The following is a 12,025-nucleotide window of genomic DNA, read 5'->3' as shown; positions in this document are numbered from 1 at the left end:
TGTCTCCTCAAGCTGATGGAGCACAACCCCGCTTGGCGCCTCCTGTTGGCGCAGTTTGGGGAAATGTGGCTGGTGGCTTTTCCGAATTGGGGTAAAGCTATCCCATTCCTCACCCATGCGCACTAAGCTAGGGGAATTGGGATGACTGAGTTTCTGAAGTTCATCGGCATAGCCAACCCGAGCGGCTCGGGCTGGCTCATCGTGGTATTTACGTTTGTGGTGGCCTGGATAGTAACCTGGCGGTTCATGCCCAGGGTACGACAGTTTGCCCTTAAGGTTGGCTGGGCAGACCAGCCCAACGCCCGCCGCCTGAACAAGGAGCCCTTGCCCAACGCTGGCGGTTTGGCTATTTTTGCCGGGGTGGTGGCCGCCTTGATTGTAGCTACCGTGCTTCGCCCCATCCTGATCCAGGAAGTGCAGGTACAGGTTCTGGCCATCTTACTGGGGGGGGCCATTCTGGTGTTGGTCGGCTTTGTTGACGATCAGTTTGGCCTGCCACCCTCATTTCGGCTTCTGGTACAGCTGCTTGCAGCCTTGTTGCTAGTAGCGGTAGACATCCGTTTCCATGCCGCTTTTGGCACTCCACTGGACCCTTTTTGGGGCATGGTTCTGACCATAGTATGGGTCATTGGCGTTACCAACGCAGTCAATCTGATGGACGGCATAGACGGGCTGGCTGGCGGCATCGCCTTTATTACTGCCATGAGCCTGCTGGCTGTCTCGGCCCAGAATCCGCACTGGGCCGCCGCCACCCTGGTGCTGGCCGCACTTGGGGGGGCTGCACTCGGGTTCTTGCGGCATAACTTCTACCCTTCCCGGATCATCATGGGCGATGCTGGAGCCTACTTTTTTGGCTATGTTTTGGCCGCAACAGCCCTGCTGGGCAGCCTGAAAGTTACCACGGTATTTTCGCTTGTTCCCATAGCACTTTTTCTGCTGCTGCCCATTCTGGATACCACCCAGGTTTTCATCCGTCGTCTTCTTAGAAAGCAAAACCCCCTGTCTACACCCGGTAAAGACCACATCCATCACCGGCTTTTAGCCCGTGGTTTCTCTCAACGCCGCACCACCGTCATACTTTGGATAGCGACCCTGGTGTTTAACCTGGTGGCCATGTGGGTCCAAGGGGTGAACCCCCTGGTCATAGGGGTTACCGCCATTGGGATTGCATCCCTGCTCGGGTTTACTGTATGGCGCAGGCTTCGGGCAGTCTGGAAGGAAGCCGCGCAAGTCCAGATCAACCCCAGCCAGATACCCCCGGTGTAAGTGTCTCCATAAGCGAAATGCAAGATGCCGTACCAAAAATTCGCTTTAGGAATTGCGCCAGGTATGCATTGACTCATTCCGCTGGTTTTGCCAATCTGCCCTGGCGCAACTTAAACCCTCTCCCAACTTGATTGCTTTGTCCTGCACAGCACTGTGTGATAAGAAATCTTTTTTTGCTGGGGCCCCACCCAAAGTGTTGGCAGAGGGGTCTTTGTGCAGCGGCAAAAAACAGCGAAGACCGCGAAACATCCCTCCCATCCATAATGCCCCCAGGGTGGGGCAGGTTGCCTTTGGAAAAGGAAAAATCCCCCTTTGCAGGAGGATCCGTTCTCACGATTACACCTTATGCCTTGGCCAGCGCGTTTCTGGCCCGGTCGGCCATCTGGTAGAGCTTTTCCCTGGTAACAGGGAATTTGCCTTCCAGAACCAGCCCTTTTCCGTCGTCCCAGTGGGCATGGTAGTGGATATGCCCCCCCGGAACCCGGAATGCCACGTGCTTGAGCTTGGCGTGGCGGGGCGAGGCCGCAGCAAAAAAGAACGGCTCTCCCCGTTCGTCCGAGAGCGAGACTGCCATCAGGGTAGTGGGCAGTTCGTAGGGGCGCTCCATGCGATAGATGAAGTCGGGGAAATCGGATTCCTTGGTGAACTGCACGCCTTTCTCGGTGGCGTACTCCTTCATCCATTCGACAACCTGCACCCAGGCCTGGTAAAGCATCTCGTCATGGTGGTGGTCGTGAGCAGCGCTCATGGCTTTTAGTTTATCGGTTTGGGGCAATAAAGTCTAAAGACTGCCAAAAGCTCCCAAAACGTGTTGTATGGAGGCCGACTTTTTGGCCGCCAGGTACTTACCAGCCAGCCAGGGTTGGCACCAGGTCACACTGGGTGCATGGAGGTGTACTAGGATAAAGTTCAGATGCGGCTGGAAGACCTACCCCCGCTGCCCGAAACGCCTGGGGTCTACCTGTGGAAAACCGGCGAGACCATCGTTTACGTGGGCAAGGCCAAAAACCTCAAAGCCCGCGTAACCAGTTATTTTCATAGCGAAGGCAAGAGCCTGCGCATCTACCAGGAAGCCACCCACCTCGACTTCATCGTGGTGCGCGACGAGGTCGAGGCGCTTTTGCTCGAGGCCAACCTGATCAAGCACCACCGCCCCCACTACAACGTCCTGATGAAGGACGACAAGCACTACCCCTTCCTGAAGCTCACCCACGAGGAGTGGCCCATGCTGATGGTGGTGCGGCAGGTACAGGACGACGGCGCTCGCTACTGGGGGCCTTTCCCCGAGGCTTCGGCGGTGCGGCGCATCAAGCGCCTGGTGGACCGCTTTTTCCCCTTGCGCCAGAACTCCGGATTCCCCTTCAAGAAAAGGCGTTACCCCTGCCTCAATTACTCGATGGGGCGCTGTCTGGCTCCCTGTATTGATAAGGCCGACCCAGAGCAGTACCGCATGGCCGTGCAGCAAGTAGAAAATCTGCTGGATGGCAAGATGGAGGCCCTCTACGAAAGCCTGGAAAAGCAGATGCGGGCCGCGGCTCAAAACCAGGATTTTGAACGGGCTGCCGAGATCCGCGACCAGATAAGCGCTGTGCAAAGCTTTTTTGGTACTGCTCAGCAGGCCTATGACCCCGATCTGGGCGACCTGGACTTTCTGGGCTTTGCCCGTGCGGGCGACTATGCCCTCTTGCAGCACTACCAGGTGCGCGGGGGCCAGATACTGGGGCGCATTAGCCGCTTCGTGGAGGGGGTAAAGGAGGCCAGCGACGCTGAGTTGCTGGAAGCCTTCCTGCGCGACTACTACCTCGAGGCCACCCCGCTGCCCCCGCTGGTGCTCTTGCCCTTCGAGCTGGAAGCCCAGGAGGCTTTCTCGGCCTTCTTGAGCTCCAAAGGGCGCAAGGTGGAGGTGCGCATACCCCAGCGCGGCGACAAAACCCGGCTGATCGAGCTGGCCCAGCACAACGCCCAGACCGCCTTGCAAACCGAACTCAAGCTCTTGGAACGCAAAGGCGACCACCCCGGCCTCAAGGGCTTGATGGAAGTCTTGGGGCTTTCCCGTCGCCCCTACCGCATCGAGGGCTACGACATCTCGAACCTGCTGGGCGAGAGCGTGGTGGGTTCCATAACGGTCTTCGAGGGGGGCCGGCCCAAAAAAGCCGAGTACCGCCGCATCAAAATCAGGGGCCTCAAGGGCCAGCCCGACGACTTTTTCTCAATGGAGCAAACCATCCTCCGGCGCTTCACCGGCAGCCTGGCCCAGCAGATGCCCATCCCCGACCTGATTCTGATTGACGGGGGGCTGGGGCAAGTACGGGCGGCGCAGAAAGCGCTCAAGCAGGCCGGGCTGGAGATTCCGCTGGTGGGGCTGGCCAAGCGCGAGGAGACTTTGGTACTGCCCGACGGCCAGACCATCGCCCTTCCCCTCAACCATCCAGCGCTTCAGCTTCTTATTTACCAGCGCGACGAAACCCACCGCAACGGGCTCGAGTTCCACCGCAAGCTACGCAACCAAAAAGCCCTCAAAAGCATCTTCGACGACATCAAGGGCATTGGCCCGGCCCGCAAGCTGGCCCTAATGAACCACTTCTCCACCCTGGAGGAACTGAAGGCCATGAGCGTGGAGGAGCTGGCCCGGCTGCCAGGCCTCGACAAGCGCAGCGCACAGGCGGTTCTGAAGGCACTGGGCGCAGCCACCCTTTCCCAGGGGTCATCTGTTTGAGGCGGCTCGAGTCCTGACGGCTCCCTCCGCTAGGCGGACTGGCATTCCCCTTTTCGACACGGTAGGCTTACGCCTATGGAAACCGTGCGTGTGGCCCTGATGGGGGGCGGAACTGTGGGGAGTGCTTTTGCCCAGCTTTTACCTGCCCATCGGTCTCGCTTTAGGGCGCTGGACGTCGAGGTAGAGCTAACCCGGGTGCTGGTGCGCGACACCCAAAAAGTTCGCCCCGGAATTCCCGCAGGACTGCTAACCAGCAACTTCGAGGGCTTTTTAGACGACATAGACGTGCTGGTGGAAGTGGCGGGCGGCACCGCCCTGGCGGGTGAGCTGGTCTTGCAGGCCCTGGAGATGGGCCTGCCGGTGGTAACTGCCAACAAAGCCCTGCTGGCCGAGCGCTGGGACGAGCTGCGCGAATATGCCGAGGAAGGCAGCCTTTACTACGAGGCCAGCGTGATGGCCGGAACACCCATCCTGGGTGCTCTGCAAAGCCTGTGGGGCAACCAAACCCTGGAGATGCACGGCATCGTGAACGGCACCTGCAGCTACCTTATCCGGCGCATGGAGGAGGGTGCTACCTACGACCAGGCCTTCCAGGAAGCGGGGGATCTGGGCTACCTGGAAGCCGACCCCAACCTGGACGTGGGGGGGATTGACTCGGCCCACAAGATTTGTGTGCTGGGACGGCTCACGGTAGACCCTGGGCTTTCCTGGCAGAAGGTCTTGGAGCGCACCCGGGGCATCCAACACCTCACCCCTGAGCTGCTCCAGCAGGCCAGGGCCGAGGGTTACGCCATCAAGCTGGTGGCCAGCCTCTACCCCGAAAATGGCGCGTGGGTGGCGGCAGTACGTCCGGTGCGCTTGCCCGAGTCGCACCCGCTGGTGGCTATGGGCAGCGGGCGCAACGCCCTGGTCTACAAGGGCGACCCGGTGGGGCAGTTGGTCTTCGCCGGGGCCGGGGCCGGTGGGGGCGTAACGGCCAGCGCGGTGCTGGGCGATCTGTACCGGGCGCTGCTGGGCGCTCCCGGCCACCTGCCCATTCCGGCAGCGGTTCCCATACCCCAGCAGCCGCTGGAGCAGCTCGAGGAGGTCTGATGGAGGGCAGCTTCCCCGAATGCCTTGTAGAAGGCCCCCTGGTGCGAAATGAGCACGCAGAGATGGTATAAGTACCCACTATGATCCGCTACTACAGCACCCGCGACCCCCACAAGAACCTGGTGCGCTTCGAGGAGGCCCTGCTCAAAGGCCTGGCCCCGGATGGCGGCCTGTACATCCCCGAGCGCATCCCCCGCGTGGAGCCGGAAGCCTGGCTCGAGGCCCGCTCCATCGCTGAAGTGGGAATAGCGGTACTGGGCACCTGGCTCAAGGACGAGATTCCCGCCCACGACCTGGAAGCCATCCTCCGCGATGCCCTGAACTTCCCCTGCCCACTGGTGCAACTCTCAGACGACCTGTTTGTGCTCGAGCTCTTCCACGGCCCCACCCTTTCCTTCAAGGACTTTGGGGCCCGCACCATGGCCCGCCTGATGCAGTATTTCCTGCGTCAGCGGGGCGAACGCCGCATCATATTGGTAGCCACCTCCGGCGATACCGGCAGCGCCGTAGCCGATGGCTTCGCCGGGCAGGACAACATCGAGGTGGTCTTGCTCTACCCCAAAGACAAGGTGAGCGAAGTGCAGGAGCGCCAGCTCATCACAGAGCGCCCCGGCGTACGCAGTTTTGCGGTAGAGGGCACCTTCGACGACTGCCAGCGCATGGTCAAGGAAGCCTTCGTAGACCCCGAGCTGGCCCACCTGCCTTTAAGTAGCGCCAATTCCATCAACATTGGGCGCCTGCTCCCCCAGGCTTTGTACTACCTGTGGGCCGCCAGTCAGATCAACCACCTCTCCCCTACAGGGGGAGGGAACCGGGGGGTGGGGGCGAAAATCAATTTTTGCGTTCCCAGCGGCAACCTGGGCAACCTCACCGCCGGAATACTGGCAGCCCTGATGGGACAGCCCGTGCACAGGTTCATCGCCGCCCACAACGACAACCACTTTTTCCCCGACTTTTTGCAGGGCAAGGCGGAGGCCTATCAGTTCCACCCCACCATCGCTACCCTTTCCAACGCCATGGACGTGGGTTCGCCCAGCAACTTCGAGCGGCTGTACACCCTGCTGGGGCCAGAAAAACTGCGCGCGTGGGTCTGGGGCACCTCCGTTTCGAACGAGGCCACCCTGGCACGTATGAAAAAAACCCACCAGACCTACGGCTATATGGCCTGCCCGCACACGGCAGTTGGCCTGGAAGCCCAGGCCCGCTACCGCCAACAAACCGCCGACCCCACCCCCACGATCAGCCTGGCCTGCGCCCATCCGGCCAAGTTTCCCGACGTGGTCTTTAGCGCCTTGGGCCAGGAGCCCCCTTCAGAACAGGCCCTGCAGGTACTCTACAGCCGTCCAACCCGCGTGTGGACCATTGACCCGACCCTACAGGCCCTCAAGGCGTTCTTGCTTTAGCGGCCTGCGCCAGGCTCGACGCTGGGAAACCGCCAAGATTCGGATAGCCTGTACCTTAGGGCCATCTCGTTAATTGTTGCGTTACGTGTACGTTTTTATCATCAAAGCACCTGCAATTCCGCTTAACGAATCGCTGCAACCCGCAACCAAAGCAAGCGAAATCCGATAACGGTACGATTACGGCCGAGTTCGTACCCTTTTGCAATAAAGCCGCGCATGTGGCCAGGGGATTTAAATGAAAAAGCGCAAGACCTGTCGCTCGTGTGGTTCGGGAGAGCTAATGCTCTTTCTGAGCCTGGGAAGGATTCCCCTCTTTAGCATCCTGAGCAGTGATCAGCTGGCCACCCCCGAAGAACGGCGCAGCCTCGAGGTCGCTTTTTGTAAGCGCTGCGGCCTGGTTCAGCTCACTGGCGACCCAGTAGGCAGTACCCCGACACCCCCGGCATTTCCTGTAGAAGACTTGCTCGAGGGGCTTCCAGGTAGCCACCGGCTCGGCCCAGGCTCTGTGGTTCTGGCCCTGGAAGGCAGTAGCCCGGCGCAGCTGCGCGAGTTCGGGCAAGCAGGGGCCAAAGTGGTTTACCTCGAGCCCCATTCAGAGCGCGTTAAAGCGGTTTCTAGCAAGAATCTCCTCATCCGGAATGAGCGTTTTGAGCGCAGCTATGCCGCCACACTGCGCAACGAGGGGCTACAGGCCGAGGTGATACTGGTCAATCAACTACCCTCCCACCACACCGACCTCAATGGGCTGTTCGAAGGCCTGGCCACGCTTCTGAGCGATAACGGCGTGGCCGTAATGGAACTGCTTTATGTGCTGGAGCTGCTCGAGGCCCGGCAGTTCGAGCATTTTTGCCACCAGCAGTTGCACTACTTCTCGGTTCGGGCCACACACCAGCTTGCACGCCGTCATGGCCTCTGGATTCAACAGGTTGAACCTCTGGCGGAGGGCTATCTGCGCTATTTTCTGAGCAAAAGCCGCCAGGTCGAAACTTCGGTTGGCCACTATATGGAGCAAGAGCAAAAGCTGGGTCTGAACGATACTGTCTACTACCTCGAGTTTGCCTCACGCACAGCAGCAGTACGTGAAGCCCTGATGGCTTTGCTTACCGAGCTGCGCGCGCGCGGACGAAGGGTAGCGGCCTACGGAGCCAGCACCCACGGTATGGTTTTGCTCAATTATGCGGGTTTGGGGCGCGAAGTAATTGAATTTGTGGTTGACCCTGATGCTGGCAAGCAGGGGCGCTTTTTAGCTGGGGTGCATATCCCCATATACGGGGTAAAAAAGCTGCTCGAGGAGCAGCCCGACTACCTGCTTCTGCTTACCCCCCCTACCCATGAAATGAAAGCGCAGCTCGAGGCGTACCTGCAAGGGGGCGGCAAGTTTATCGTGGCCTTACCCCACCCCGACATTCTTAAACCCACCCCAAAAATACCACCCAGCTAGCGATACGGCCTGTGCGAAGCTGCCAGAGCAACACCCAAACCGCCGGACTGGCCGACGGGTTTTATGCCACTGCTCCAGCATAGCGTCCGAGAAAGCGCGGAGCGTGGCCTGTCTTTGCGGCAACATGTCTTGTAGTCTTCGCTTTTTTTGCCGCCGTACATGCAAATATAGCTATTTTGTGCTTTTTTCTTTGACATCATGCACAGCAAATTCAGCTTGTGGCCAGCCTGCAAAAGCCTCATAAAAGCGGGCCTCGAGCATCTCTTGCGCACCCAGAATGAAACGGCGGTATCGCTCCACCAGTTCCAGGGCCTCTGCCGTCAGGGAGCTGCCGCCACCCCCTTCGCCGCCTGAGAAGCGCTCGAGCAAAGCAAACCCCAGGCCCTCCTCGGCTTTTTTGAGCCGATCCCATGCCGTTCGGTAGCCAAGCCCAACTGCCCTGGCCCCCGCCTTGAGGCTGCCCTGCTCGGCAACGGCCAGCAACAGGCGCAAGGTGCCAGGGCCCAGCATATAGTCGCCCGATTCGGACTCGAGCCAGAATTTCATCCTGAGGCGCATAACATAAGGGTACATGGAGGACTCCAAATGCCCAAAGGTTTTTGTCGAGGTGCAGCATGCCGTTATCTAAGGGCGTTATGGACTCGTTTCGCTCTCAGCCGCCCCGCAAATCCCTGTAACGGTTTAAAACGCAGGTTGTTAAGCACAGCGCTATTCACGCTTCACGTTGGCGTTATGCGTGGTTACATAAAGTTGAAAAGCCACCGGGCCGTTCGATGAAAAGCCTCCAGCCCTCCCTCAACGAAATTCTCGATCGCTTTACACAGGAAGTGTTGTACGGCGAGGTGGTTGGTAGTACCAGCGATTGTGGCGTTATACGCCTGGGGGTAGACGCAGAGGCCAAAATCTCGGTCGAGGCAGGAGGGGTGCGCTTTGCGCCGCTGGATACCCCAGGCTGGGGTCGCCAGGGAATTGCCTACGGGCCTTTTGCTCACAAAGCAGGTCTGGCCTTTGGGGTCTTCATGCTCAATGGGCACAACAATTCGCAAACCCTAAGCGAAAGCCCCAGCCCCTTGCGGCAGCACAACGCCAAGCCTGCAATAAAACTCCCATTCAAGGCGCACTTTTCGCCCACTCCACTGCGAGAAAATCTGGCCGTGGGCTGGTTTGATCACCCCGCACCCTCCAATCCCCTCGAGGCCGGTCAGGCTTTTGTAATGCAAGGGCATCGCAGCGCCAACGGTAGGCTATGCGCAGCCAAGGTACAGGGTCTGCACCATTTGTTGCTGGACATTCCGAACAACCCCATCTACTTCCTCACGGTGCTGCGCGAAAAGGGGGTGGCCTTTTACGCGGGTTCGCTCGAGGGTAGCCGGCACTTACCGGCGCTGCCCAGGGTGCGACCCGTTGCCATAGACCCCTACGACCTCGGCGCTGAGGCTTTATATGCTGGGGTTCACCAGTCCATCCTGGGCGAGAATGGGCACCAGGCAGACACCCGCATCTACGGGGTACGGGTGGCGGTTATCCCCCAGTGGCAGGGGCATGGTACAGCCCTGGTTGTGGATCCACAGCCGCAGCTCGGACGCAAGGCCGCTCTGGGCGGGGTATGGCAGCTAAACGGCCCGGGTATGCTGTTGCATCCCGAAGAGCCGGGCGGGCTGTTCCATGTGCGGCTCACGGCGCCTGCCAGCCTGATCTGGCGTTACCGCGACCCTGGGCATTACCTGGCGCTTCAGCTAACCCCCCGGGAAGTCCGGCTGTGCTTGCGGTTTGGTGCAGGGCAGTATGTGCTGGCCAGCGAGCGCCACGCCGGGGCCAACCAGCAACCCCACTGGGTGCAGGTGCTCGACGATGGGCAGGCCCTCAACATCAGCCTGGATGGTCGAGCCCTTTTCTCCGAATATCCCCTGCTCGAGCCTCGCCTAGGCAGCGAAACCGGTGTTGGGTTGGTAGGCCAGGCCGCCGACCTCGAGGTGCACCCACGCGAAATAATGTTGCCAGCTACCCTGGAGCTGGGCCAGGCCTGGCAAGCTAGGGGACAACAGATAGCTTTTGCTCCCCACCTGAACGAGCCTACCGAAAGTTTGCTGGTCTCGTGGGAGCCCACTTTAGGTTCGGGGGCTCTGGTGCCTGCCGAGGGTGGCCTCGCCATCGAAGCAGCAGGAACCGAGCGCACCCTGTACACCATCCCCTGGGATCACCCCGACTTTGCCGACCTGGAAAGCGAGATTCTTCCGTACGGGCAGCAAAGCCGGGCCGGGGTCTGTTTCTGGCAGGACACCCAGCATCATCTGGTGGTGGCCCTCTCCCTCGACCACACCGAGCGTGCCGTGGTGGGCATGCTGCGCTTTGCTGGCTATGAAGACCCCTACAGCAAGGTGTGGACCCGTGTGCCCGATCGGCTCTACCACGGTGTGCCCGTGCGGCTCCGGGTGGTCTGCGACGGCGAACAGTTTCAAGCCTACCTCGACGACGAACCTGTGTTGTACCGGGCCTTTCGCGATATCTACCCAGGTGCCGACCGACTGCACATCCGCCGGGTGGGGCTGGCCCTGAGCGGCCAGGCTGAAGATGGCGGCAGTGTCTTTCGTAGCTGGATTGCACGAAAGTAGGGCAGAGACTTATGCCAAAGGGGAGCGCCAGACGCACTCCCCAGGGTTTTTCGAGTATCAACCAATGCCTTCGGCCACTTCTATACGCAGCAGCGAGCGCACGTGCTCGAAGTGGTTAACGATGGTGGCCACCGAAGAACCGGCAAACAGCAGCCCAAGGGCCAAATTGCCCCGCTCGCTCAGCACCAGCGAGCCCGAATCCCCCGGCGCCGAGATGTTGGTGGTCACAATCTGGTCAATGAACCGTGCAACTCGCCCAGCGCCAAAGTTAACGTCTATCGTAGCCCCCAGCACCGTAATGCGTCCCGTGGTCATGTTGGTGGTGCGGCCGGTTTTCTTGACCCGCTGACCCACCAGGGTCTTGGAGCGGGGCTGCCAGCCCTGCACATAGCCGTTCCAGTAAATCTCCCGGTCGAGGTCGTGGAACTGCCCCTCGGCTATGGCGGCATCCACCAGGTTGCGGTGGTTAGACCTTGGCACCGGAGGTTCAAAGGTGATGGGAACAAAGCGGCTCAGCCGGGCAATGAGGTCTGCCGGCAGGGTACCCCCATCAAAGACCCCCGGTTGCAGGATGGGGTCGCCAAGGCTGGCGTCGTTGGAGTTGGCCAAAACGTGGTTGTTGCTGAGGATGTAAAAGCGGGGCGGAATACCCAGACCATGGGCCGGAGGGCTCACGGTAGCCCCCGGCAAAAAGTCGTAGACCGCCGTGGCAATTGTGCCAGCAGTAATTCTAAAGTGGCCCACACTGTAGCCCCCCTCGGCAGGCCTGACCCTTCTGGTGAGGGTCTGCACCCCAGGCTCCCCGGCATTCCCGGCAAAAACCTCCCCAATGGCCAGCACGTCGGTCTGCATATCCCCCAGCTTGGCCGGAATCAGGTCGGCCCGGCTGAGCTGGTTGCGTTCCAGCTTCTGGCTGACCAGCACCACCAGGGCCGGCTCACCGGTCGGCTCGCCGTTCTTCCACTTGACCCCCACACCCATTCCACGCACATTGGCGCGCATGGCCTCGGGTGTCAGAAAGTCGTCCTGCGTAGCCTGTTTGGCCTTTTCGGCCTCGGCCTGGGCACTGGCCGAAAGCATGGCTTTGGCTTCATTTATAGGCATACCTACCCCCTGCGGTTGGGTAATACTCCCCTCAATTCGATGTAATGCAAAAAGAGGTGTCCTAAAACCGATGGTCTCGACACTGCACCTATCAGAAAACCCTACTTGTGGTTTTTTTGAGCCTCAACCGCACCTACCTCGCGCACCCGCACCGGTACCCCCTCGAGGTTCCTGGGCACCCGCTCGTGGGGCTGCAAAGCCTCTAGTGGCAGCTTGCGACTTACCAGCACCACCACCACCTCGCGGCCCTGCTCTTCCCCACGCCCCACCCCCACCACATTGGGTAGGGCCATCAGGCTAGGGGTGTGCTGTTCGATCAGCGCTTGCAGGGTTTTCTGGGACATACCCCCTCCGTTTCTCCCAGTGTACTTCTGCGCACAAAGCACCGGGG

At 60.2% G+C, this 12,025-nt stretch carries 10 protein-coding genes; 6 read left to right on the top strand and 4 right to left on the bottom strand.

Annotation, left to right across the window (positions count from 1 at the left end; genetic code table 11):
- Window positions 1–141 precede the first annotated feature (141 nt).
- Window positions 142–1,266 (top strand): MraY family glycosyltransferase, encoded by a 1,125-nt coding sequence (locus ABWU19_RS02565; protein WP_435900205.1) that lies wholly within the window; start codon window positions 142–144, stop codon window positions 1,264–1,266.
- Window positions 1,267–1,609: 343 nt separating this feature from the next.
- On the opposite strand, the gene ABWU19_RS02560 is transcribed toward ABWU19_RS02565, so the two are convergent.
- The gene (locus ABWU19_RS02560) at window positions 1,610–2,014 is read right to left on the bottom strand and encodes an NADH-quinone oxidoreductase subunit 15 (RefSeq protein ID WP_435900204.1); all 405 of its coding nucleotides are present in this window, start codon (window positions 2,012–2,014) and stop codon (window positions 1,610–1,612) included.
- Between the two features lie 165 nt (window positions 2,015–2,179).
- Here ABWU19_RS02560 and uvrC point away from each other — a divergent pair, with 165 nt between their 5' ends.
- The 4 genes from uvrC to ABWU19_RS02540 all read left to right on the top strand — a co-directional run bounded on the left by uvrC (window position 2,180) and on the right by ABWU19_RS02540 (window position 7,918).
- Complete coding sequence (uvrC, locus tag ABWU19_RS02555; RefSeq protein ID WP_435900203.1) at window positions 2,180–3,982, top strand: excinuclease ABC subunit UvrC; 1,803 nt, start codon at window positions 2,180–2,182, stop codon at window positions 3,980–3,982.
- Window positions 3,983–4,057: 75 nt separating this feature from the next.
- Window positions 4,058–5,074: a homoserine dehydrogenase gene (locus tag ABWU19_RS02550; RefSeq protein WP_435900202.1), complete on the top strand. Its 1,017-nt coding sequence runs from the start codon at window positions 4,058–4,060 to the stop codon at window positions 5,072–5,074.
- Between the two features lie 80 nt (window positions 5,075–5,154).
- A complete protein-coding gene (gene thrC, locus ABWU19_RS02545) occupies window positions 5,155–6,477 on the top strand; it encodes a threonine synthase (RefSeq protein ID WP_435900201.1) in 1,323 nt (440 codons plus the stop codon).
- A 235-nt stretch (window positions 6,478–6,712) separates the two neighbouring features.
- Window positions 6,713–7,918 carry a methyltransferase C-terminal domain-containing protein gene (locus ABWU19_RS02540; RefSeq protein WP_435900200.1) on the top strand — a complete coding sequence of 402 codons (1,206 nt, stop codon included), beginning with the start codon at window positions 6,713–6,715 and terminating at the stop codon, window positions 7,916–7,918.
- A 171-nt stretch (window positions 7,919–8,089) separates the two neighbouring features.
- On the opposite strand, the gene ABWU19_RS02535 is transcribed toward ABWU19_RS02540, so the two are convergent.
- Entirely contained in the window at window positions 8,090–8,476 is a 387-nt protein-coding gene (locus tag ABWU19_RS02535) for a winged helix-turn-helix domain-containing protein (RefSeq protein ID WP_435900199.1), read from the bottom strand.
- Between the two features lie 215 nt (window positions 8,477–8,691).
- On the opposite strand from ABWU19_RS02535, the gene ABWU19_RS02530 reads away from it, so the two are divergent.
- Window positions 8,692–10,530 carry a hypothetical protein gene (locus ABWU19_RS02530; protein ID WP_435900198.1) on the top strand — a complete coding sequence of 613 codons (1,839 nt, stop codon included), beginning with the start codon at window positions 8,692–8,694 and terminating at the stop codon, window positions 10,528–10,530.
- Between the two features lie 57 nt (window positions 10,531–10,587).
- On the opposite strand, the gene ABWU19_RS02525 is transcribed toward ABWU19_RS02530, so the two are convergent.
- Both ABWU19_RS02525 and ABWU19_RS02520 read right to left on the bottom strand, forming a co-directional pair.
- Complete coding sequence (locus ABWU19_RS02525; RefSeq protein WP_435900197.1) at window positions 10,588–11,634, bottom strand: hypothetical protein; 1,047 nt, start codon at window positions 11,632–11,634, stop codon at window positions 10,588–10,590.
- A 101-nt stretch (window positions 11,635–11,735) separates the two neighbouring features.
- The gene (locus tag ABWU19_RS02520) at window positions 11,736–11,978 is read right to left on the bottom strand and encodes a hypothetical protein (protein WP_435900196.1); all 243 of its coding nucleotides are present in this window, start codon (window positions 11,976–11,978) and stop codon (window positions 11,736–11,738) included.
- Between the last annotated feature and the right edge of the window lie 47 nt (window positions 11,979–12,025).

The sequence above is a fragment of the Meiothermus cerbereus genome (assembly GCF_051297115.1).
Classification (GTDB): domain Bacteria; phylum Deinococcota; class Deinococci; order Deinococcales; family Thermaceae; genus Meiothermus; species Meiothermus cerbereus_A.
This window is presented reverse-complemented; position numbering and strand designations above follow the sequence as displayed.

What these genes read in the sequence shown, in the direction of transcription:
- ABWU19_RS02535 (WP_435900199.1), bottom strand. Translation starts at nt 8,476, where the DNA reads ATGCGCCTCAGGATGAAATTCTGGCTCGAGTCCGAATCGGGCGACTAT.
- ABWU19_RS02540 (WP_435900200.1), top strand. Translation starts at nt 6,713, where the DNA reads ATGAAAAAGCGCAAGACCTGTCGCTCGTGTGGTTCGGGAGAGCTAATG.
- ABWU19_RS02550 (WP_435900202.1), top strand. Translation starts at nt 4,058, where the DNA reads ATGGAAACCGTGCGTGTGGCCCTGATGGGGGGCGGAACTGTGGGGAGT.
- ABWU19_RS02525 (WP_435900197.1), bottom strand. Translation starts at nt 11,634, where the DNA reads ATGCCTATAAATGAAGCCAAAGCCATGCTTTCGGCCAGTGCCCAGGCC.
- thrC (WP_435900201.1), top strand. Translation starts at nt 5,155, where the DNA reads ATGATCCGCTACTACAGCACCCGCGACCCCCACAAGAACCTGGTGCGC.
- ABWU19_RS02560 (WP_435900204.1), bottom strand. Translation starts at nt 2,014, where the DNA reads ATGAGCGCTGCTCACGACCACCACCATGACGAGATGCTTTACCAGGCC.
- ABWU19_RS02530 (WP_435900198.1), top strand. Translation starts at nt 8,692, where the DNA reads ATGAAAAGCCTCCAGCCCTCCCTCAACGAAATTCTCGATCGCTTTACA.
- ABWU19_RS02520 (WP_435900196.1), bottom strand. Translation starts at nt 11,978, where the DNA reads ATGTCCCAGAAAACCCTGCAAGCGCTGATCGAACAGCACACCCCTAGC.
- ABWU19_RS02565 (WP_435900205.1), top strand. Translation starts at nt 142, where the DNA reads ATGACTGAGTTTCTGAAGTTCATCGGCATAGCCAACCCGAGCGGCTCG.
- uvrC (WP_435900203.1), top strand. Translation starts at nt 2,180, where the DNA reads ATGCGGCTGGAAGACCTACCCCCGCTGCCCGAAACGCCTGGGGTCTAC.